The organism is Xenophilus arseniciresistens (assembly GCF_028023875.1).
Classification (GTDB): Bacteria; Pseudomonadota; Gammaproteobacteria; order Burkholderiales; family Burkholderiaceae_C; genus Xenophilus; species Xenophilus arseniciresistens.
In genome coordinates this window covers 933,027-954,301 of the sequence record NZ_JAQIPB010000001.1, presented here as the reverse complement: position 1 = coordinate 954,301, position 21,275 = coordinate 933,027, and the positions used below count along the sequence as shown (strand labels likewise).

The 21,275-nt window shown below is 70.4% G+C and carries 22 protein-coding genes; 12 read left to right on the top strand and 10 right to left on the bottom strand.

Annotated elements, in window-relative coordinates:
* Nucleotides 1–4: 4 nt before the first annotated feature.
* Nucleotides 5–2,014: a lytic transglycosylase domain-containing protein gene (locus tag PGB34_RS04300; RefSeq protein ID WP_271426819.1), complete on the bottom strand. Its 2,010-nt coding sequence runs from the start codon at nt 2,012–2,014 to the stop codon at nt 5–7.
* A 9-nt stretch (nt 2,015–2,023) separates the two neighbouring features.
* Here PGB34_RS04300 and PGB34_RS04295 point away from each other — a divergent pair, with 9 nt between their 5' ends.
* Nucleotides 2,024–2,641, top strand: a complete 618-nt coding sequence (locus PGB34_RS04295) for a 5-formyltetrahydrofolate cyclo-ligase (RefSeq protein ID WP_271426818.1) — start codon at nt 2,024–2,026, stop codon at nt 2,639–2,641.
* 19 nt (nt 2,642–2,660) lie between these two features.
* Here PGB34_RS04295 and PGB34_RS04290 read toward each other — a convergent pair whose 3' ends face one another.
* Nucleotides 2,661–3,134 carry an Mpo1 family 2-hydroxy fatty acid dioxygenase gene (locus PGB34_RS04290; protein ID WP_271426817.1) on the bottom strand — a complete coding sequence of 158 codons (474 nt, stop codon included), beginning with the start codon at nt 3,132–3,134 and terminating at the stop codon, nt 2,661–2,663.
* A gap of 79 nt (nt 3,135–3,213) precedes the next feature.
* On the bottom strand, nt 3,214–4,296 hold the full coding sequence (ftsY, locus tag PGB34_RS04285; protein ID WP_271426816.1) for a signal recognition particle-docking protein FtsY: 1,083 nt from the start codon (nt 4,294–4,296) through the stop codon (nt 3,214–3,216).
* A gap of 29 nt (nt 4,297–4,325) precedes the next feature.
* On the opposite strand from ftsY, the gene PGB34_RS04280 reads away from it, so the two are divergent.
* The 4 genes from PGB34_RS04280 (at nt 4,326) to PGB34_RS04265 (ending at nt 8,167) form a co-directional block, all read left to right on the top strand.
* Nucleotides 4,326–5,813, top strand: coding sequence for a M16 family metallopeptidase (locus PGB34_RS04280; protein ID WP_271426815.1), 1,488 nt, complete (start codon nt 4,326–4,328; stop codon nt 5,811–5,813).
* A complete protein-coding gene (locus PGB34_RS04275) occupies nt 5,810–7,180 on the top strand; it encodes a M16 family metallopeptidase (protein ID WP_271426814.1) in 1,371 nt (456 codons plus the stop codon). Before PGB34_RS04280 ends, PGB34_RS04275 begins: the two co-directional genes overlap by 4 nt.
* A 217-nt stretch (nt 7,181–7,397) precedes the next feature.
* Complete coding sequence (locus PGB34_RS04270) at nt 7,398–7,595, top strand: CsbD family protein (RefSeq protein WP_271426813.1); 198 nt, start codon at nt 7,398–7,400, stop codon at nt 7,593–7,595.
* Nucleotides 7,596–7,624: 29 nt separating this feature from the next.
* Nucleotides 7,625–8,167, top strand: a complete 543-nt coding sequence (locus PGB34_RS04265) for a BON domain-containing protein (protein WP_271426812.1) — start codon at nt 7,625–7,627, stop codon at nt 8,165–8,167.
* Between the two features lie 88 nt (nt 8,168–8,255).
* Here the strand turns inward: PGB34_RS04265 and PGB34_RS04260 are convergent, their stop codons facing one another.
* On the bottom strand, nt 8,256–9,164 hold the full coding sequence (locus tag PGB34_RS04260) for a LysR family transcriptional regulator ArgP (RefSeq protein WP_271426904.1): 909 nt from the start codon (nt 9,162–9,164) through the stop codon (nt 8,256–8,258).
* 79 nt (nt 9,165–9,243) lie between these two features.
* Between PGB34_RS04260 and PGB34_RS04255 the strand changes: the two genes are divergently transcribed.
* From PGB34_RS04255 to pcp, 7 genes are all read left to right on the top strand, one after another.
* On the top strand, nt 9,244–9,879 hold the full coding sequence (locus PGB34_RS04255; protein WP_271426811.1) for a LysE/ArgO family amino acid transporter: 636 nt from the start codon (nt 9,244–9,246) through the stop codon (nt 9,877–9,879).
* A 46-nt stretch (nt 9,880–9,925) separates the two neighbouring features.
* On the top strand, nt 9,926–10,564 hold the full coding sequence (locus tag PGB34_RS04250; protein WP_271426810.1) for an RsmD family RNA methyltransferase: 639 nt from the start codon (nt 9,926–9,928) through the stop codon (nt 10,562–10,564).
* Nucleotides 10,565–10,644: 80 nt separating this feature from the next.
* Nucleotides 10,645–11,148 carry a pantetheine-phosphate adenylyltransferase gene (coaD, locus tag PGB34_RS04245; protein ID WP_271426809.1) on the top strand — a complete coding sequence of 168 codons (504 nt, stop codon included), beginning with the start codon at nt 10,645–10,647 and terminating at the stop codon, nt 11,146–11,148.
* A gap of 49 nt (nt 11,149–11,197) precedes the next feature.
* On the top strand, nt 11,198–11,839 hold the full coding sequence (gene pxpB / locus PGB34_RS04240) for a 5-oxoprolinase subunit PxpB (protein WP_271426903.1): 642 nt from the start codon (nt 11,198–11,200) through the stop codon (nt 11,837–11,839).
* Nucleotides 11,836–12,897, top strand: a complete 1,062-nt coding sequence (locus tag PGB34_RS04235) for a 5-oxoprolinase subunit C family protein (protein ID WP_271426808.1) — start codon at nt 11,836–11,838, stop codon at nt 12,895–12,897. Before pxpB ends, PGB34_RS04235 begins: the two co-directional genes overlap by 4 nt.
* A 310-nt stretch (nt 12,898–13,207) precedes the next feature.
* Complete coding sequence (gene pxpA, locus PGB34_RS04230) at nt 13,208–13,948, top strand: 5-oxoprolinase subunit PxpA (protein ID WP_271426807.1); 741 nt, start codon at nt 13,208–13,210, stop codon at nt 13,946–13,948.
* The gene (gene pcp / locus PGB34_RS04225) at nt 13,945–14,652 is read left to right on the top strand and encodes a pyroglutamyl-peptidase I (RefSeq protein WP_271426806.1); all 708 of its coding nucleotides are present in this window, start codon (nt 13,945–13,947) and stop codon (nt 14,650–14,652) included. Before pxpA ends, pcp begins: the two co-directional genes overlap by 4 nt.
* Nucleotides 14,653–14,671: 19 nt before the next feature.
* Here pcp and PGB34_RS04220 read toward each other — a convergent pair whose 3' ends face one another.
* The 6 genes from PGB34_RS04220 to PGB34_RS04195 all read right to left on the bottom strand — a co-directional run bounded on the left by PGB34_RS04220 (nt 14,672) and on the right by PGB34_RS04195 (nt 21,075).
* Nucleotides 14,672–15,520, bottom strand: a complete 849-nt coding sequence (locus PGB34_RS04220) for an NYN domain-containing protein (RefSeq protein ID WP_271426805.1) — start codon at nt 15,518–15,520, stop codon at nt 14,672–14,674.
* Nucleotides 15,521–15,682: 162 nt separating this feature from the next.
* The gene (locus PGB34_RS04215; protein ID WP_271426804.1) at nt 15,683–17,167 is read right to left on the bottom strand and encodes an ABC transporter substrate-binding protein; all 1,485 of its coding nucleotides are present in this window, start codon (nt 17,165–17,167) and stop codon (nt 15,683–15,685) included.
* A 192-nt stretch (nt 17,168–17,359) separates the two neighbouring features.
* Entirely contained in the window at nt 17,360–18,193 is an 834-nt protein-coding gene (locus tag PGB34_RS04210) for an ATP-binding cassette domain-containing protein (protein ID WP_271426803.1), read from the bottom strand.
* Nucleotides 18,190–19,182 (bottom strand): ABC transporter ATP-binding protein, encoded by a 993-nt coding sequence (locus tag PGB34_RS04205; protein ID WP_271426802.1) that lies wholly within the window; start codon nt 19,180–19,182, stop codon nt 18,190–18,192. Before PGB34_RS04205 ends, PGB34_RS04210 begins: the two co-directional genes overlap by 4 nt.
* Before the next feature lie 22 nt (nt 19,183–19,204).
* Nucleotides 19,205–20,089 carry an ABC transporter permease gene (locus PGB34_RS04200; RefSeq protein ID WP_271426801.1) on the bottom strand — a complete coding sequence of 295 codons (885 nt, stop codon included), beginning with the start codon at nt 20,087–20,089 and terminating at the stop codon, nt 19,205–19,207.
* 26 nt (nt 20,090–20,115) lie between these two features.
* A complete protein-coding gene (locus PGB34_RS04195) occupies nt 20,116–21,075 on the bottom strand; it encodes an ABC transporter permease (RefSeq protein ID WP_271426800.1) in 960 nt (319 codons plus the stop codon).
* Between the last annotated feature and the right edge of the window lie 200 nt (nt 21,076–21,275).

Below are 21,275 nucleotides of genomic sequence, written 5' to 3'. Positions count from 1 at the left end.
GGACTCAGGGCAGGTCCTTGTTGGGCTCGGGCTCGGCGGCGCTGCGCGGCCCCACGTTGCCCAGGCGCTCGCGCAGCGACTGCGGCTGGCCCGTGATGAGTGCGGCGTAGTTGGTGGTGTTGGTCAGCACCTTCTTCACGTAGTCCCGCGTTTCGGCAAAGGGCACGTTCTCGGCCCAGATGGCGGCGTCCATCACCGGGCCGTTGCGCCAGGCGCGCGGGCGGCCCGGGCCGGCGTTGTAGGCGGCCGCGGCCAGCGGCATGGAGCCGTCGAAGTCGTCCAGCGCCAGCTTCAGGTAGGCCGTGCCGATGGTGATGTTGGTGTCGCGGTCGTTGATCTGGCTGGGCGTGAAGCCCGAAAGGCCGATCTTGTTGGCCGTCCAGCGCGCGGTGGCGGGCATGACCTGCATCAGGCCCGAGGCGCCCACATGTGAGCGCGCGTCCATGATGAAGCGGCTCTCCTGCCGGATCAGGCCGTAGACGTAGGCCGGGTCCAGGCCGATGGCGCGGCTCTTGGCGATCACCGCGTCGTGGAAGGGCATGGGGAAGCGCTGCTCGGCGTGGATCACGCCCTTGGTGCGCTCGCTGGTGTTGATGCAGCGGTCCCACACCTCGCGCTGGCAGGCCAGGTCGGCGGCGGCCAGCAGCGCGCGGTCGTCCATGCCGCCGGGCTCGTGCAGTGCGATGCCGTAGTTCCATTCGCGCACGCCTTCGCTGCGCAGGCCCATGCTGATGGCGTACAGGCCGCGCTGCAGCGCGGGGTTGGCGCGCGCGGCGGCCTTTTCCTCGGCCGTCAGCGGCGCCGGCGGCGTGGCGGTCTGCGCGCGCTGGCCCAGGTCTTCCAGCGCCAGCATTTCATAGAAGCCGCGCGTGCCGGCAATGCCCTGCAGCAGCGCGCGGGCCTCCTCGCGCCGGCGCTCGCCGCCTTGCTGCGTGAGGGCGCGGGCCTTCCAGTAGACCCAGGTCGGCTCCTGCTTCGCCTCCGCGCTCATGGCGTCGCAGGCGGCGCTGACTTCCTTCCACTGGCCGGTGCGCAGGGCCGCGCGCACCTTCCAGCCCAGCATGTCGTCGTTGAGGTCGGCGTCCTTCGTGACGTTGGCGAAGTAGCGCCCCGCCAGCGGCGAGAGCTTGCCCGCGGCCTGCTTGCCGATCACGCCCCAGACCCAGTTGCGCTCCTCGGCCGAAAGCATGGGGCCCCATTTGCTGTCGAGTTGGCGCGCGGCGGCCTCGGGGTCGGCCACGGCCATGCGGATCAGGGCCAGCACCACCGTTTCCTTGCGCGCCTTGCTGGCGGCCGAGGCGCTGCCCAGCAGGAACTTGGTCGGGCTGGCGTTGACCTGGTCGAAGGCGGGCAGCGCGTCCGGCGCCACCAGGTTGACGGCCGCGCGCGCGGCGCCGGGGCGGTTGGCTTCCATGGCCAGGCGGGCCTTGATCCAGGCGTCCTGCTCGCGCAGCGCGCGGCTGGCGATCAGCCGCTCGGCCGCCGTGAGGCAGCCGTCGTCCAGATCGCGCTGGGCGTGCCAGTTGTTGCGCACCACGGCCGCGCGCTCGGGCAGCACCTGGCCCGTGCGCAGCGCATCCACCAGCACGGCGTAGCACTGCACCTCGCGGTCGTCGTTCATCCGAAAGGCCGGGTGCAACTGCGCGAATTCGTCCCATAGCCGGCGCTCGCCCAGCAGCAGCAGCCAGTCGTTGCGCAGCCGGTCTTCCTGGTAGCTGCCGGCCCAGCGCGCCAGAAAGGCCTGCACTTCGGCGCTGCCGGCCTCCTTCAGGCGCGATTTGAGTTCCCAGTAGGCGGCCCAGGGCTCCAGCGGGTGCCCGGTGGCCTGCGGCAACAGGGCCGCCAGGCGCGCCTTGTCGCCGCGCGAGAAGGCCTGCTTCATCTGCGTGATCAGCTCGTCGCCCGCGCCCTGTGCGTGGGCCGGCAGTGCTGCCGGGCCGACGGCCAGCACGACGCAGGACAGGAGGGCCGCCAGGCGACCGCGGCGGGGTGCCAAAATGCTCTGGAATCGCATCGAGGGATTATGGACAAAGCACACGGTGAAGAACGAGCGGCAACGGCCTCATTCCTCAAGGGGCAATTGCGCGCTGCGTTGATCGAGCAGCGCCTGAACCTGCCCGACCGGCTGCAGCGCGCCGAGCTGCTGCAGCGCGTGATGCGCATCTGGCTGGTGGGCCGGCCCGACACGGTGATCGGCGCGTACTGGCCGATCAAGGGCGAGTTCGATCCGCTGCCCGCGCTGCACCGCTGGAAGGAAGACGGCGAGCTGTTGGCGCAGCCGCAGCGCCGCCGCATCGGGTTGCCGGTGGTCAACCGCGAGCACAAGACGCTCACCTTCCATGCCTGGTACCCGGGCTGCCCGATGGAAAACGATGCCTACGACATCCCCAAGCCCAAAGACACCGAGCTGATCGTGCCCACCTTGCTCTTCGTGCCCTGCCTGGGCTACAGCGCGGGCGGCTACCGGCTGGGCTATGGCGGCGGCTTCTACGACCGCACGCTGGCGGCGCTGCAGCCGCGGCCCTTCACCGTCGGCCTGGGTTTCGGCCAGGGCTTCATCGAAGAGTTCGAGCCCGAGGCCCACGACCTGCCGCTGGACGCCATCCTCAACGACAACGGCGTGGTGTGGCCGGTGGGCTGAAGCCCGGGGGCTTTCTGCTTCAGGCGCGGATGCCCAGGCGCCGCAGGCCCAGGTCGGCCACGAACAGCGGCCCCACGTAAAGGTATTGCAGGTCTTCGAAGAAGGATGGCTTCTTGCCTTCGATCTTGTGGCCGATGAACTGGAAGATCCAGCCGACCACGAAGAGCGTGACCGACACCACCAGCACCCGCTCGCCCAGCGCATGCACGATGGCCAGCAGCGCGGCCGTCCACAGCAGCATCACCACCAGGAACATCGGCGAGCGCAGCAGCGCGTAGTACACCAGGCTGCCCGCGACGAAGGCATAGGCCGCCCAGGGATGCAGGGCGTGCAGCATGCCCACGATGCTCAGCATGATGGCCGGGATGGCCACGACATGGATGCGTTCGTTGGTGGGGTGCTGGTGGCTCTGGCCGTAGTGGGCCAGCAGACGGTCGATGCGCCGCTGCGCGCTGTGCGGGCGGCTTTCCAGTGGGGCGGCTTGGGTGTCCATGCGCTTGTCTCCTAGGGTCCATCGTGCGGTGCGATGGCTGCGCGGATCATAGGCCTGCGCCGGGCCTGGCGCCTGGCCTTCAGCCGATCAGCGCCTGCGCGAACTCATGGGCGTCGAAGGTCTCCAGGTCTTCCAGCTTTTCGCCCACGCCGATGAAGTACACCGGCACCGGCCCGCCCTTGCGCTGCGCGCCCCAGCGCGCAATGGCGCACAGCACGCCGCCCTTGGCCGTGCCGTCCAGCTTGGTCACGACCAGGCCGGTCAGGCCCAGCGCCTCGTCGAAGGCCTGCACCTGGCTCAGCGCGTTCTGCCCCGTGTTGCCGTCGATCACCAACACCACTTCGTGTGGCGCCGTTCCGTCTGCTTTCGTGACCACGCGCTTGATCTTCTTGAGCTCGTCCATCAGGTGAAGCTGCGTGGGCAGGCGGCCGGCGGTGTCCACCAGCACCACGTCCTTGCCACGCGCGCGGCCGGCATTGACGGCGTCGAAGCTCACGGCGCCGGGGTCGCCGCCTTCCTGGCTCACGATTTCCACCAGGTTGCGGTCGGCCCACACGGCCAGTTGCTCGCGGGCGGCGGCGCGGAAGGTGTCGGCCGCGGCCAGCAGCACCGAGCAGTTGCTGTTGGCCAGGTGCTTGGTCAGCTTGCCGATGGAGGTGGTCTTGCCCGCGCCGTTGACGCCGGCCACCATGATCACGGTGGGCGTGTGGCGCCCCACTTCCAGCGGGCGCTGCAGCGGCCTGAGCACCTCGGCCACCGATTCGACGAGCTGCGCGCGCACCGCGGCCGGCGTGGTGGCGCTGGTGCGCCACACGCGGTCCTTGAGATCCTGCAGGATGTGGGTGGTGGCGGGGATGCCCGTGTCGGCCATCAGCAGCGCGTCTTCCAGCTCCTCGTACAGCGCATCGTCGATCTGCGCGTTCACGAACACGGCCTGGATGCCGCCACCGGTCTTCTTGAGCCCGGTCTTGAGCCGGTTCATCCAGCCTTCGCGTTCGGGGTCGGTGGTGCGCGTGGCCACGGGTGCTGGCACGGCCGGAACCTGTGCCACGACGGGTGCCGCAACAGGTGTTGCAACGGGAGCGGATGGAGGCGCTGCAACCGGTGCATCGGCGACCGCGGGCGTTGCCGCCGGCGCTTTTTTCTTGAAGAAGCTGAACATTCGGGCGTTTCTAGAATCGACAGGATTCTATGAAACACCTCCTCTCGCCACGCCTTTGGGTGGCCGGCGTGGCAAGGCAGACGGTGCTGGGCACCGCGCTGGCCCTGGCCGCACCGGCCTTGCTGGCCCAGGCGCCCGCTGCGCCTGTTTCCTCCTTGCCAGCCGCCGCCGCATCGCGGCCCGTCTGGCAGCCACCCCAACAGTTCCAGCTGGACAACGGCCTGACGGTGATCGTGCAGCCCGACCGCCGCGCACCCACGGCCGTGCAGATGCTGTGGGTGCGCGTGGGTTCGATGGACGAGGTGGACGGCACCACCGGTGTGGCCCATGTGCTGGAGCACATGATGTTCAAGGGCACGCCCTCGCTCAAGCCGGGCGAGTTCTCGCGCCGCGTGGCCGCGCTGGGCGGGCGCGAGAACGCCTTCACCTCGCGCGACATGACCGGCTACCACCAGCAGATCCCCGTCGAGCGGCTGGACGAGATGATGGCGCTGGAGGCCGACCGCTTCGCCCACAGCCAGTGGCCCGACGATGAATTCAGGCGCGAGATCGAGGTGGTCAAGGAAGAGCGCCGCATGCGCACCGAGGACCAGCCGCGCGCGCTGATGGGCGAGCAGCAGAACGCCGTGACCTTCATCGCCTCGCCCTACCGCCGCCCCGTGGTGGGCTGGATGAGCGACCTGGAGGCCATGACGCCGCAGGACGCGCGCGAGTTCTTCCAGCGCTGGTACGTGCCGGCCAACGCCGCCCTCGTGATCGCGGGCGACGTGGACGTGGCCCAGGTGCGCGCGCTGGCGCAAAAGCACTACGGCGCGATCCCGGCGCGCGCCGTGCCTGTGCGCAAGCCGCAGGCGGAGCCCGAGCAGCGCGGCATGCGCCGGCTGGATTTCAAGGCGCCGGCCGAGCAGTCGTATGTCTCGCTGGTCTTTCGCGTGCCGCAGATCGACGCGCAGCAGCTCGACGCGCCCACCGATGCCTGGGCGCTGCTGGTGCTTTCGGCGCTGCTCGACGGCTACACCGGCGCGCGCCTGGGCCGGGCGCTCACGCAGGGGCCCGACCGCGTGGCCGACAGCGCCAGCGCCTGGTATGGCCTCACGGGCCGCGGGCCTCAGCTCTTCGGCCTGACGGGGGTGCCCGCCGCGGGCAAGACCCCGCAGGCCGTGGAAGCGGCCCTGCGGGCCCAGGTCGCGCGCATCGCGCAGGAGGGTGTGGGCGAAGCCGAGCTGGCGCGCGTGAAGACCCAGTGGGTGGCCAGCGAAACCTACAAGCGCGATTCGGTGATGGCACAGGCGCGCGAGCTCGGCAGCCACTGGGTCCAGGGCCTGCCGCTGGACGCGAGCGAGCGCATGATCGAAAAGCTGCGCGCCGTCACCTCGGCCCAGGTGCAGGCCGTGGCGGCCCGGTACTTCGGCGACGACCAGCTGACCGTGGCCACGCTGTGGCCCCAACCCGTGGACCCGAAGGCCGCCGCTGCGCGCGCGCGGGGCTTTGCCGCGCCGGCTGGAGCAATGAAATGAAGGCATGCCAAGCCAAGCACATCAAGCAGGGCCTGCGCGCCCTGGTGGGCGCCGTCGCCCTGGCCTGGGGCGCCGCCGCGCTGGCCGCCGTGCCCATCGAGCACTGGCAGCTGCCCAGCGGCGCCAAGGTCTATCTGGCGGCGACCGACGCACTGCCCATCGTCGATGTGCAGCTCGATTTCGATGCCGGCAGCCGCCGCGACCCCGCCGCGCTCACGGGCCTGGCGGGCGTGACCGCGGGCATGGTGGAGAAGGGCGTGCTGGCGCGTGATGGCGCCTCAGAACTTGACGAGAACCAGCTCGGTGAAGCCTGGGCCGACCTGGGCGCCGAGTTCGGCGTGGGGGCCAGCAGCGACCGCATGAGCTTCTCGCTGCGCACCTTGTCCGATCCGGCGCTGCTGGACCGCGCCGTGGACCTGGCCGCGCGCCAGATCGGCGAGCCCTCCTTCCCCGATGAGGTCTGGACCCGCGAGCGCCAGCGCCTGACGGCCGGCCTGCGCGAGGCGCTGACGCGGCCGGCCACGCAGGCCAGCCGCGCGTTCAGCCGGCTGGTGTATGGCGGCCATGTCTATGGCGCCGAGGCCACCGAAGCCACGCTCGCCGCCATCGACACCGCGGCCATGCGCGCGCGCTACGCGCAGACCATCGTGCCCTGCCGGGCCAAGCTCAGCATCGTGGGCGCCGTGACGCGCGCGCAGGCCGACCAGATCGCCACGCGGCTGCTGGCGCGGCTGCCGCAGCAGGCCTGCCCGGCGCTGCCGGCCGTGCCCGAGGTGCCCGCGCTGAAGAGCGCGCGGGAAGAGCGCATTCCCTTCGCTTCGGCGCAGGCCCATGTGTGGATCGGCCAGCCCGGCTACCCGCGCAGCGATGCGCGGCATTTCGCGCTCAACCTCGGCAACTACATCCTGGGCGGCGGCGGTTTCGTCTCGCGCCTGACCGAGGAAGTGCGCGAAAAGCGTGGCCTGGCCTACAGCGTCTACAGCAGCTTCGCGCCCGGGCTGCAGGCGGGGGCCTTCCGCATCGGCTTCCAGACCCGGCCCGACCAGGCGGCGCAGGCCGTGCAGGTGGCGCGCCAGGTGCTGGCCCGCTTCGTGGCCGAGGGCCCCACCGAGGCCGAGCTGAAGGCGGCCAAGGACAACCTGATCGGCGGCTTCCCGCTGCTGCTGGACAGCAACGCCAAGCTGCTGGGCAACGTGGCCAACATCGCCTGGCACGACCTGCCGCTGGACTACCTGGACACCTGGACGGCCCGCATGAACGCCGTGACGGTGGCCGATGTGAAGGCCGCCTTTGCCGATGTGCTGCAGCCGCAGCGCATGGTCACGGTGATCGTGGGCGCGCCGGCGCCGACACCGACGCAGAAATAGCGCGCGCCGCGGCGCGGCGTGGACTGCCTGCGCGCCGCCACCCGGCTCGGCCCCCGTCCTACGGCCGCACCCGGTCTCAAGGCGACGTCCGCCCTGTTGCGCCCGTCCTAAGGTTGCGTCGTGGGCTGTTCTTCACGCCGTCGGAACCCGCTTCCGGCCCGGAACGGCCCCTCGCAAGCAACCAACTGCCGGCATGCCGGTGTCAAGGAGTGACGCAATGAACAAGGACCAAGTCGAAGGCCGCCTGGACGAAGCCAAGGGCAAGATCAAGTCGGTGGCCGGAAAGGCCGTGGGCAATGAGCGCCTGCGCGCGGAAGGCCAGGCCGACCAGCTCAGCGGCAAGGCCCAGAAGAACTACGGCGACGGCAAGGAAAAGCTCAAGGACGTGGCCGAGCGCGCCATCGACAAGCTCTGAGGCTTCGGCCCCTCAAGGAGAACACCCTCATGAAGAACACCCTGATCCATCAGCACAAGTCCATCCTGCGCGTGTCGGCCCTGGCCGCCGCCCTGGCCCTGGGCCTGAGCGCCTGCCAGAAGACCGAAGACAGCGCCGCCGTGTCGCCCACGCCGGCCCCCACGGCGCCCAGCGTGGCGACCACGCCGGCACCGGCACCCGCGCCCATGACGCCCGCCGAATCGACGCCTTCGACCTCGTCCTCCACCCCCTCCAGCGCCAGCACCGCCGCTTCCAACGCGGGCGAATCGCTCAAGGAGGCCGGCTCCGACGCCAAGGCGGCCGTGCAATCGGCCGGCAATGCCGTGGGGCAGGCGATGGACGATGCCTCGGTCACCGCCCGGGTGAAGACGCAGCTGGCGCGTGACCCCGACATCAGCGCCCTGGCCATCAACGTGGATACCAAGGACGGCGCCGTGACCCTCAACGGCACGGCCCCATCGGCCACCGCCAAGGCCCGCGCCGAGGAAATCGCCAAGGCCGTGGACGGCGTCAAGAGCGTGAGCAACAAGCTGGACGTGAAGGCATCCTGATGATGATGCCTGCGGCGGGCGGCTCGGCCGCCTGCCGCCGCCCGCTTGCCAAGGCCTGCATCGCAGGCCTTTTTGCTGCACGGCTTTTTCAGCGGATCAGCGCTTCTCGCGCCGCTGCCATTACCTGCTGCGTCAGGCCCTGCAGCAGCGAGCAGGCCGCGCGCGCCTGCTGCCAGTGCAGGCGCACGTCCAGCGTGGTGCCAGGCACCAGCTCCACCAGTTCGCCCGAGTCCAGCAGCGGCTGCACCATCTGCTGCACATGCATGCCCCAGCCCATGCCGATGCGGCTGGCTTCGACGAAGGCCTGCGGCGAGGGCAGGGCATGGCGCGGCAGGGCCAGCTCGCGCCGGCACTGGCGCCGCACCCAGCGCGCCTGCAGCTGGTCCTTGCGATCGAAGATCAGGCAGGGTGCCTGGAGCAGCGAGCGCGCGTTCACGCCGTCTGCAAAGTGGCGCGCCATGAAGGCCGGGCTGGCCGCGGCCACGTAGCGCATCGCGCCCAGCGGCCGGCTGTCGCAGCCCGTCGCGGGCGTGGCCATGGCGGTCACGGCCGCCAGCACGGCGCCGCTGCGCAGCCGCTGCGCCGTGTGGTCCTGGTCATCCACGGCCACTTCCAGCAGCACCGGCGCCTCGGCCGCGAAGCGCGCGGCCGCGGGCGCGAACCAGGTCGCCAGGCTGTCGGCGTTGACGGCCAGCGGCAAGGTCACGCGGCGCGGCGCGGGTGTTTGCGCGCGTGCATCGCGCAACGCGGGCAGGGCGCCGCGCAGCTCGTGTTCGAGCAACTGCACCTGGTCCACATGCCGGCACAGCTGCTGCCCGGCCTCGGTGGGGCGGCAGGGCTGGCCCCGCACCACCAGCGCGCAGCCGGCGCGCTCCTCCAGCAGCCGCACCCGCTGCGAGACGGCCGAAGGCGTGACGTGGAGCGCGCGCGCGGCGCGCTCGAAGCGGCCCTCGCGCACCACGGCGGCCAGGGCGGAAAGGGCGGCGTAGTCGAGCATGGTGTCGATGAAGTAAAACTGAATCTGCTTAAGCAAGTTCAGTTTGTCTGAAGGTGCAGCGCGCCGCAAGATCGGCCGCATGACGAGCTTCGACGACTTCGCTTTCAACCAGGGCCTGTGGCTGAGCCTGGGCCTGACGGTGGCCATCGGCGCGCAGAACGCCTTCGTGCTGCGCCAGGGCCTGCGGCGCGAGCATGTGCCGGCCATCGTGCTGTTCTGCACCACGATGGACGCGCTGCTGGTGGCCGCCGGCGTGACCGGCATGGGCCAGGTGCTGGCGCAGCGGCCCGCCTGGGCGCAGGCACTGGCCCTGGCGGGCGCGGCCTTCCTGCTGGGCTACGGGCTGCGCGCGCTGTGGCGGGCCTGCGCGCCTTCGGGTGCTCTGGTGGGTGCGGCGCCCGGCAGCGGCGCGGGCCAGTCGCGCCAGGCCGTGCTGGTGCAGGCGGCGGCCTTCACACTGCTCAACCCGCATGTGTATGTGGACACGCTGCTGCTGGTGGGCAGCGTGGGCGCGCGGCACGAGGGCGCGGCCCGCGCCGCCTTCGTGGCCGGGGCCGGGGTGGCCAGCCTGCTGTGGTTCACGGCGCTGGGCTTCGGGGCGCGCTGGCTGGCGCCGCTGTTTGCCCGCCCGCGGGCCTGGCAGTGGCTCGATGGCGCGGTGGGCCTGAGCATGCTGGCGCTGGGCATGGGCCTGCTGCGCCAGGCGCTGCCTTGATGCTGGCGGGGGTGGAGGGCGGGTGCGGGTGACTTAAGCTCGGCCCATGTCCCGCAAGCCATCCCCCGTTTCTTCTGCAGCGCCGGCCGCTGCGCGCAGCCGGCCGCAGGAAGTGCGCATCATCGGCGGCCAGTGGCGCCGCAGCCGCCTGCCCGTGGCTGACCGCCCGGGCCTGCGCCCCACGCCCGACCGCGTGCGCGAGACCCTGTTCAACTGGCTGGCCAGCCGGGCCGGCGCCAGCGGCGGCGAATTGCCGCAGTGGCATTGCGCCGACCTGTTCGCGGGCACCGGCGCGCTGGGCTTCGAGGCGGCCTCGCGCGGTGCGGCGTCGGTGCTGCTGTGCGAGCAGGATCCGTCGCTGGTGGCCCAGTTGAACGCCACGCGCGAGCGCCTTGATGCGCAGGCGGTGCAGGTGCATCGCGGCGACGGCGTGGCCCGGCTGGAGCGCGTGGCGCCGGCCAGCCTGCATGTGGTGTTCATGGACCCGCCCTTCGACCAGCGCGCGCTGTATGCGCGGGCGTTGAAGGCGGCGCTGCCCGCGCTGCGGCCCGATGGGCTGATCTATCTCGAAGCGGACCAGGCCTGGGGCGAGGAACAGCTCGCGCCGCTGGGCCTGGGGCTGCTGCGCCACCTGCGCGCGGGCGCCGTGCATGCGCATCTGCTGGCGCCGCTGTCGGGTGCCTGACTTTTTGCGCCGCAGCATGGCGTACATAATGCGCCCGGCAGACACCCAGAGACATCCCGGCCACACAGAGGAGGATTCCCATGACAGCCGATGTGATCGCGGTCTATCCCGGCACCTTCGATCCCATGACGCTCGGCCACGAAGACGTGGTCCGGCGCGCCACCCAGTTGTTCTCTCATGTGATCGTGGCGGTGGCGGCGGGCCACCACAAGAAGGCGCTGTTCTCGCTGCAGGAGCGCATCGACATGGCGCGCGAGGTCGCCAAACCCTATGGCAACCGCGTGCAGGTCGAGAGCTTCTCGGGCCTGCTGCGCGACTTCGTGGTGGCGCGCGGCGGCAAGGCCATGGTGCGCGGGCTGCGCGCCGTGACCGACTTCGACTACGAGTTCCAGCTGGCGGGCATGAACCGCTCGCTGATGCCCGAGGTCGAAACCGTCTTCCTCACGCCCAGCGACAAGTACCAGTTCATCTCCAGCACCTTCGTGCGCGAGATCGCCATCCTCAACGGGGAAGTGGACAAGTTCGTCTCGCCCTACGTGCAGAAGCAGCTGGCGGCCAAGGTCAGCGGTCTCGCACGCAGCTGAGCCTTTTTTGAACGCCGGCCGGCCCGTGGGCACCTCGGTCACACCGCGCATGCACGCCCTGGGCGAGGCGGCGCTGCTGTGCGAACTGCCGCCGCCGGCCACGCTGGCCGTGCAGCAGCGGCTGTGGGCGCTGATGCACGAAGCGGCGCAGTGGCCCGGCGTGAGCGAAGCGCTGCCGGGCATGAACAACCTGACGCTGCTGTTCGACCCCGCGCAGATCGACGCCGACGAGCTGGAGCTGCGCGTTCTGGCGCTGTGGCCCGAGCTGCAGGCCCTGCCGGCCGGTGAAAGCCGGCAGGTCGACATTCCCGTGGACTACGGCGGCGAGCACGGCCCGGACCTGCAGGCCGTGGCGCAGCACACCGGCCTGTCGCCGGCCGAAGTGGTGCGGCGCCACAGCGGCGGCGACTACGTGGTCTACCTGCTGGGCTTTCTGCCAGGCTTTGCCTTCATGGGCGGCCTGGCGCCCGAGCTGGCCACGCCGCGGCGCAGCGAGCCGCGCACGGCGGTGCCTGCGCGCTCGGTGGGCATCGGCGGCGCGCAGACCGGCATCTACCCATCGGTGTCGCCGGGCGGCTGGCAGCTCATCGGCCGCACGCCGCTGCAGCTGTTCGATCCGCTGGCGGACCCGCCCACGCTGCTGCGAGCGGGCGACAGGGTGCGCTTCATTGCGCAGAGCGTCACGCTGTGAGCAGCGCATCTTCTTCCTCCGCTGCGGCGCTCACGGTGCTCAGGCCCGGCCTGCTGGCCTCGGTGCAGGACCTGGGCCGCCAGGGCCATCGCCAACTGGGCGTGTGCCCCGGCGGCGCGCTCGACGGCCTGGCCCTCACGCTGGCCAACCGCCTGGTGGGCAATGCGGCTGGCGCCGCGGGCCTGGAGCTGACCCTGGGCGCGTGCGCGCTGCGCTTCGAGCAGGACACGCGCATGGCCCTGGCCGGCGACGATTTCGATGCGCAACTGGACGGCCTGCCCGTGCGGCCCTTGTGGAGCCTGCCCGTGCGCGCGGGCCAGACCCTGGTGCTGGGCGGCGCCAACCGCGCACGCGCCAAGCCGGGCGTGCGAAGCTGGCTGGCCGTGGCCGGCGGCATCGATGTGCCGCTGCTGCTGGGCTCGCGCAGCACCGACCTCAAGGCCGGCTTCGGCGGCCTGCAGGGGCGGGCGCTGCGCAAGGGCGACCGGCTGGGCCTGGGCCCTTCGGCGCTGAGTGCGGCGCAGCGCGCGCAAGCGGCCTTCGGCCTGCGCGAGCCGCAGGGCTGGGACGGCGGCGCGAAGGTGCCGCAGCAGGCCGCGGTCGATGCACCCACCGTGCTGCGCGTGCTGCCCGGGCCCGAGGCCCATCAGTTCGACGCCGCGGCGAAGGCGCAATTCCATGCCGCGCACTGGCGCATCACCCCGCAGAGCAACCGCATGGGCAGCCGGCTCGAAGGACCGGCGCTCAGGCGCGTGGAGGAGGCCGACATGCTGTCTTCGGCCGTGATCCCGGGGACCGTGCAGGTGCCGCCTTCGGGCCAGCCCATCATCCTCATGGGCGACGCGCAGACCACTGGCGGCTACCCGCGCATCGCGGTGGTGATCCGGGCCGATCTGTGGAAGCTGGCCCAGGCGCCGCTGGGCGGGCGGCTGCAGATGCAGGCCGTGGACGCCGCGCAGGCCCTGACGGCCTGGCAGGCGCAGCAGCGGCACCTGGCGCAGATCGAGGCCGCGCTGGCCATGCGCGGCTGGCCCGTGCCTTCGCAGCACGCAGCCTGAACAGGCCCGAGGGCCTGTTAGCGCTATTTCAGGGGTCGCGAAGCTCATCCCAGCCCGCCCATCAAGGCGCGCGACGCCGTGCGTGCATGTGCACGCACAAGGAGCGCAACGCCGAGGGGCGGGCTGCGATGAGCTTCCCTTCGGGTTGCGCCTGGAAGGGGCCGTCTGCGGCGTTGCCCACGCTTGCAAGGCGCAAGCCTTGCTGCGCGCGGGCGCCTTGCATCCAGCCCCTTCCCGGCACAACGCGATCCCCTGAAATAGCGCTAGCAGGCCCTAGACTGGCCCCGAATCTGTTTCGGAGCCTGTTCTCATGCACATAGACCTCAATGCCGACCTCGGCGAAGGTGCCGGCAATGACGAAGCCCTGCTGCAACTCGTGAGTTCGGCCAACATCGCCTGCGGCTGGCATGCGGGCGATGCGAGCACCATGCGCCAGTGCGTGCGCTGGGCACTGGCCAATGGCGTGGCCATCGGCGCGCACCCGAGCTTTCCGGACCGCGAGAACTTCGGCCGCAGCGCCATGCAGCTGCCGCCCGAGGAGGTGGTGGCCAACATGCTCTACCAACTGGGTGCGCTGGCCGCGATTGTGAAGGCCGAGGGCGGGCGCCTGGCCCATGTGAAGCCGCACGGCATGCTCTACAACCAGGCCGTGAAGGAGCCCGAGCTGGCCGCGGCGCTGTGCGAGGCCGTGCGCCTGTTCGACCCTTCGCTCAAGTTCTTTGGCCTGGCCGGCAGCGGCATGATCGAGGCCGCGCGGCGCGCCGGCCTCACGCCGGTGGAGGAGGTGTTCGCCGACCGCGGCTACATGCCCGACGGCAGCCTGGTGCCGCGCAGCCAGCCCGGGGCGCTGATCGAGGACGAGGACGCCTCGCTGGCCCAGACCCTGTCGCTGGTGCGCGAGCGGCGCGTCACGGCCATCGACGGCAGCGTGGTGAGCGTCAACGCCCAGAGCGTGTGCCTGCATGGCGACGGCGCGCATGCGCTGGCCTTTGCGCGCCGCATTCGCGAACGGCTGGCGGCTGAAGGCATTAACGTGCAGCCCCTGGCATGAGCGAGGCCGTAGAGGGCGAACCGGTCATGCGCGTGCTTCTGACCGGCTTCGAGCCTTTCGACGGCGAAGCGGTCAACCCCTCGTGGGAGGCGGTGCGCGCGCTCCAGGGCTGGCAGTTGCCTGCGCTGGCCGGCCAGCATGGGCCGGCGCAGGTGCATGCGCGCCGCATGCCCTGCGTCTTCGGCGCGGCGCTGCAGGCGCTGGATGCGGCGCTGGCCGAATTGCAGCCATCGCTGGTGATCGCCGTGGGCCAGGCAGGCGGGCGCAGCGCCTTCACGCCCGAGCGCGTGGCCATCAACATCGACGACGGCCGCATCTGCGACAACGCGGGCTGCCAGCCCATCGACGTGCCCGTGGTGGCCGGCGCGCCGGCGGCCTATTTCTCCAGCCTGCCGGTCAAGCGCATCGTGCAGGCGGTGCGTGCGGCCGGGCTGCCGGCCGAGCTGTCGAACACGGCCGGCACCTTCGTGTGCAACCACCTGTTCTATGGGCTGATGCACCGGCTGGCGCAGCCCGAGGCGCAGCGGCGCGGCATGCGCGGTGGCTTCATCCACATTCCCTACCTGCCCGAACAGGCGGCACGCCTGCCTGGACCGCCGCCGGCCATGGCCCTGGCCGACGTGATGGCCGCGCTGCGCCTGGCGGTGCAGGCCAGCCTGCTGCCGGGCGCAGACCTGCAGGCCAGCGGCGGCGCGCTGCACTGAAGGCAGGCGCGCCCTTTCTTCAGTCTTCGGTGCGCTCGCCGCCGCGGAACACCTGGCGGATGAAGACCTTCTCGGCTTCGGAGAGCTTGCGGCCCAGCGTGCCGAACACATGCTGCAGCAGGGACTTGTCGACGCCCGCCTCGATGCGGTGCGTGCTGGGGTCCACCATGTCGGCCAGCGGCCGGTCCTGCCGGTCCAGGAACTCCTGCACCGACAGCGTGATGCGCGCCTTGAGTTCCGCATCCAGCGGTTGCTGGTGCCCGCGTCCTTCCTGGCCTGAGAAGGCGGGTGCCGAGGCCGCGCCGGGCACGTAGCGCGCCACGGCCTGCAGCTCTGTGTGGCCCAGGCGGCCCACGCGGTCGGCGCGGGAGGTGATCTCGAAGCTCTGGTGATGGGCCACGCCCGCGGCCAGGTCCTCGATGCCCAGCACGGCGATGCGCACGCCGCGCCGCTGCGCCAGCTCCATGCCCACGGCCAGATCGCTGTCGCCCGTGACCAGCACCGCATCGCAAATCGCGTGGTGCGTGGTCAGCTCGATCAGGTCGCTGACGATCAGCGAGTCCACGCCCTTTTGCTGGCCGCGCCAATCGATGGTGCCGGCGCGGAACTGCACGTCGTCCACCAGCATGATGGCCTTCTGCTGGGCCGTCAGGCCCTGCGCCATCACGCCGTCGTACCAGTAGATGCGCAACAGCTCCTTGGCTTCGAGGTTCAGCGTGGCGCGGGAGCGGTTCAGCAGCGCCTGCATCAGTGCGGCGGGGTCCGGAATGTCCAGATCGGCGCGCGAGCTGCTGGCGCGCTGGCTCAGGATCTCGACCGCCTGGCGCAGCAGGTAGCCGGCGTCGACCATCACGACATAACGATTCACGTCAAAGCTCCAGAAAAAAACTAAGCCCCCTGAAGAGGGGGCAGGCAGAGGGCAGCGGGTAGTCAGGCGCTGCCGGTCAGCATTCTAGGCGCGGGCAGCACCTAGAAAAAAGCCGCGCAGGGCGCGGCTCTTGCGCGAGGCGGCTGCCTCACAAACGCGTGCTCAGGCCCAGGACAGGGCGGCGAGGTCGTTCACGAAAATGGGCATGTCCTTCCACAGGCCCTTGACGCCCTTCTTGGCCACGGTGGGCCACTGGGGCTGGTACAGGAAGCCGTTGGCCGCGTCGTTGGCCAGCATGCGCTGGGCGTCGCCCAGCAGCTTGGCGCGTTCCTGCTCGCTGGCCGTGTTCTGGATCTTGGTGAACAGGTCGTTGAAGGCCTTGGACTGGTAGTTCCAGTAGTAGTCGGGCTTGGTGTAGTTGTCCAGGTCGAAGGGCTCGACGTGCGAGATGATGGACAGGTCGTAGTTGTGGCCGCCGCCGTAGGTGTTGGACAGCCACTGCGCCCACTCCACCTGCTGGATCTTGACGTTGATGCCCACCTTGGCGAGCTGGGCCACGATGATCTCGCCGCCCTGGCGCGCGTAGGGCGGCGGCGGCAGGGTCATGGTCAGTTCCATGGGCAGCTTCACGCCCGCTTCGGCCAGCAGCTTCTTGGCCTTTTCGACGTCGTGCGGGTTGATGCCCGTGGTGTCGACGTAGCCCAGCGCGCCGGGCACGTAGTGGCTGCCGATGGGCACGCCAAAGCCGTCGGCCGCGCCTTCGATGAAGGCCTTGCGGTCCAGGGCAGCGAGGATGGCGCGGCGCACGCGCACGTCGCTGATCTTCTTGTTGTTGATGGCCAGGATGGTCTTGGCGCGCGAGCCGCTGCTGATGACCTGGAACTGCGGGTTGTTGCGGAACTGCGCCACCACGCGCGTGCCGATGCGCGGGAAGGCGTCGATGTCGCCGGCCATCAGCGCAGCGGCCTGCGCGGCCGGATCGGCCACGAAGCGGAAGGTCACGCGGTTCAGCTTGGCCAGCTTGGGGTCGCGGAAGTTGGGCGACTTCACGAGCACGGCCGAGGAGCCCTTGTTCCAGCGGTCCAGCTTGTAGGGACCGGTGCCCACGGGCGCGGTGGCGTTGGTGTCGGCGCTCTTGGGCTCGACGATGGCGGCCGTGGCCTGGCCCAGCACGAAGGGCAGGTTGGGGTCGATCTCGCTGTTGATCACCACCACGGTGTGCTCGTCCGTCACCTGGGTCGACAGCTTGCTGAAGCTGCGCTTGTCCTTGTTGGTGCTCTTGTCGGCCTTGGCGCGGTCCAGGCTGAACTTGACCGTGTTGGCGTTGAAGGGCTCGCCGTTGCTGAAACTCACGCCCTTGCGCAGCTTGAAGGTGTAGGTCTTGAGGTCCGGCGAGACCTCCCAGCTCTCGGCCAGCAGCGGCGTGACGCTGCCGTCGGAGTTGATCTTGGTCAGCGTCTCGAAGATGTTGTACTGCGTGATCTCCGCAATGGCTGCGGCGGCGCCGGCCGTCGGATCCAGGCCCGGCGGCTCCAGCGCCATGCCCAGCACGAGGGCATCCTTGCGGCTCTGGGCCATGGCGGCGGGCACGGCCGTGGCCAGCGCCGTGGCGGCGGCCGAGGTGAGAACGGTGCGGCGGTTCAGCATGTGAGGTCGATCTCCGATGGGCAAAGAGAAGCAGGAGCATGAACAGTGCCATGCGCGCTTCGGTACGGGTGCTTACATGCTAGCGCAGCCGCGCGCTGCGAGGCATCGGGTTTGCAGGCCTGGTTGTCTCGCAGGCTGCAGGAGCTTCCTTGAGCAGCCGCGCTGCGATGGCGCGGTGCGCGCGCGCATCGCTCAGCGGTGCACCACACCTCCGGCAGGCGTCTGCTGCACCGCGTCCAGCAAGGCCCTCGTGTAGGCATGCTGCGCGTTGCTGAACAGCTCCCGCGGCTCGCCGCGTTCCACGATGCGGCCCTTGAGCACCACGCACACCTCGTCGCACAGGTGGTTCACCACCGCGAGGTCGTGGCTGATGAGCAGGTAGCTGATGCCGTACTGCTGCTGCAGGTCCTGCATCAGGTTGAGCACCTGGGCCTGTACCGAGACGTCCAGTGCGCTCACGGGCTCGTCGGCCACGATCAGCTTGGGCCGCGTGATCAGCGCTCGCGCGATGGCGATGCGCTGGCGCTGGCCGCCGGAGAACTCGTGCGGGTACTTGTCCAGGTCGGTGCTGCGCAGGCCCACGGTGGCCAGCGATTCGCCCGCGCGCTCGCGCTGCTCGGCGCGGCTGCCTTCGTCCAGGGCTTCCAGCGGCTCGGCCACGATGCGGGCCACGGTCTGGCGCGGGTCCAGCGAGCCATAGGGGTCCTGGAACACCATCTGGAAGTCGCGCCGCGCACGCCGCAGCGCTGGCGCCGGAAGGCGGTGCAGCTCCTGGCCCAGCAGCCTGATGCTGCCCGAGGTGGGCGTGTCCAGCGCCATCACCAGCCGCGCGATGGTGGACTTGCCCGAGCCCGATTCGCCCACGATGCCCAGGCTGCGGCCGGGCTGCACGTCGAAGCTGACGCCGTTGAGCGCCTGCACCATCGGCGGCGGGCCGAAGATCTTCTCGCGCGGCAGCGGGTAGTGGCGCACGAGGTCGCGTACTTCGAGCAGCGGGGCGCTGTTGGGAGTTGTCGTCGGGCTCATGCCGTCACTCCTTCGGCGGCAGCGGCCACGGCATCCAGGCGCAGGCAGCGCACCGCATGGTCGTGGGCCAAGGTCACCGGTGGCGGCCGGGTGCTCTGGCATTCGTCGATGGTGAAGCTGCAGCGGCCTGCAAAGGGGCAGCCCGGCGGCAGGTCGACCAGTTCGGGCACGCTGCCGCGGATGGTGGCCAGGCGTGTGCCGCGCGGCGCACCCAGCACCGGGCGAGCCGCGAACAGGCCCTGCGTGTACGGATGCGCGCGTTCGGCGAACACGGCCGCCGTGGGGCCGCTTTCCACCACGCTGCCGCCATACATCACCAGCATGCGCTGCACGTTGTTGGCGATCACGCCCAGGTCGTGCGAGATCAGGATCATGGCCATGCCACGCTCCTGCACCAGGCCGTGGATCAGGTCCAGGATCTGCTTCTGGATCGTCACGTCCAGCGCCGTCGTCGGCTCGTCCGCGATCAGCAGGTCGGGCTCGCAGGCCAGGGCCATCGCAATGCCGATGCGCTGGCGCTGCCCGCCCGAGAACTGGTGCGGGTAGGCGTCCAGCTTGGCCTTCGCGTCGGGAATGCCCACGCGCTCGAGCAGGCCCAGCACTTCCTTGCGCGCGTCGGCTTTGGAGAGGCCCTTGTGGATGCGCAGCGGCTCGCCCACCTGCCGCACGATGGTGTGCAGCGGGTTCAGCGCCGTCATGGGTTCCTGGAAGATCATGCCGATACGGTTGCCGCGGATCTGGCACAGCGCGCGGTCGCTCAGGCCGATCAGCTCCTGGCCGTCGAAGCGGATGCTGCCCGTGACTTTTGCATTGCCGGGCAGCAGGCCCATCAGCGACATCACGGTGATGGACTTGCCGCAGCCGGACTCGCCGACGATGCCCAGCGTCTGCCCGCGCTCGAGCGAAAAGGAAATGCCGCGCACGGCCTGTGCCGGCCCGCGCTGGGTCTGCAGGCCGATCTGCAGGTCGTTGACTTCTAGGAGTGCCATCGTGGAATATTCTTCTTGTCGTTCAGCGGGCGCGTGCGAGACGGGGGTCCAGCAGGTCGCGCAGGCCGTCACCCATCAGGTTCAGGCCCAGCACGGCAAAGGCGATGGCCAGGCCCGGCCACACGGCCAGCAGCGGCTGCTGGAACATCAGCGTCTGCGCTTCGCTGAGCATGCGCCCCCAGGAGGGTTGCGGCGGCTGCGTGCCCAGGCCCAGGTAGGAGAGGGCGGCCTCGGCCAGGATCGCGATGGCGAAATAGATGGTGGCCTGCACCAGCAGCACCGTGGACACGTTGGGCAGCACATGCCCGAAGGTGATGGCCCAGGGGCCGCGGCCGCAGGCGCGCGCGGCGGCCACGTACTCACGCGCCCACACGGCGTTGGCGGCCGCGCGCGTCACGCGCGCGAAGATCGGGATGTAGTTGATGCCGATGGCGATGATCGCGTTGACCATGCCCGGGCCGAAGACCGCCGTCATCATGATGGCCAGCAGGATGGCCGGGAAGGCCAGCGAGAAGTCCGTCAGGCGCATCACGATCTCCTCGGTCCAGCCGCGACGCGCGGCGGCCAGCAGGCCCAGCGCCGTGCCGCCGATCAGGCCGATGCCCACCGCGATGATGCCCACCAGGATGGACGCGCGCGCACCCACCAGCAGCAGCGAGGCCACGTCGCGGCCGTAGGCGTCGGTGCCCAGCCAGTGCTGCGCGCTGGGGCCCTGAAGCTTGACCGCCATGTTCATCTCGTACGGCGACCAGGGTGTCCAGACGAAGGACAGCAGCGCGGCCAGCAGCAGCAGAAGCGTCAGCACGCCGCCGATGACGAAGCTGCGGTGGCGCAGCGCGCGCTGCCAGAAGGTCACGGTGGTGCGTGGCGCCGCAGTGGCGGCAAGGGTGGGGGTGCTCGTGTTCATGGTCGTCGCGGGTTCGGTCGCGCTGCTCAGATGTCGGATGCCTTGATGCGCGGGTCGATGACGGCGTAGAGCACGTCCACCACGAAGTTCACGATCACGACAAAGGCGGCCAGCAGCATCACGCAATTGCGCACCACCGCCAGGTCGCGGTTGCTGATGGCCTGGAAGATCAGCCGGCCCAGGCCCGGCAGGTAGAACACGTTCTCCACCACGATGGTGCCCGCCAGCAGTTCTGCGAACTGCATGCCCATCACGGTGATCACCGGGATCAGCGCGTTGCGCAGCACATGCAGCCACAGCACGGCGCGCTGCGTCACGCCCTTGGCGCGCGCGGTGCGCACGAAGTCCTCGCGCATCACCTCCAGCACGGCCGAGCGCGTGATGCGCGCCAGGATCGCCGCCTGCACCACGGCCAGCGAAAGCGCGGGCAGCAGCAGCGACTTGAGGGCGTTCATGCGGTCCTCGGTGCTCTCGCCCCAGCCGTCGAAGCCGCCGGCCGAGAACCACTGCAGCTTCACCGAGAACAGCAGGATCAGCATGATCGCGAACCAGAAGTTGGGGATGGCGATGCCCACTTGCGTCAGGCCCATCAGCCCCACGTCGCCCAGCTTGTTGTGGCGCGCCGCGGCCGTCACGCCCACCACCAGGGCCAGCACCGTCGTCAGCAGCATGGCCATCACGGCCAGCGGCACGGTCAGCGTGAGCCGCTCCAGGATCAGCTCAATCACGGGCGTGCCGTAGGTGTAGCTGTCGCCCAGGTCGCCGGTCAGCAGGCCCTGCACCCAGGTCCAGTAGCGTGTCCAGGCCGGCTGGTCCAGGCCCAGCTGGGTGGCCAGGGCGGCCACGGCTTCCGGCGAGGCATCGGGGCCCATGAGGATCTGCGCGGCATTGCCGGGCAGGATCTCGAGCACCAGGAAGACGATGATGGAGGCGCCGATCAAGGTGCCAACGAGAGTGGCCAGGCGCTTGAGGAGAAACAGGCTCATGAAGACGACAAACGGGATGGGCTGCAGCCCGATGCGGAGCATGGGCCGATGGCATGAACCCGGCGAATCAACGGGGGCGGGCCGCAGCATACCGTGAACCAAGTCACGGGGATCGCATCCGCGTGCCGGGGCGGGCGGACGCTGGTGCCAATGGCAGAGCACGGAACATGCCTGCTGGCCTCGGGGCCTTGGATGCGCGC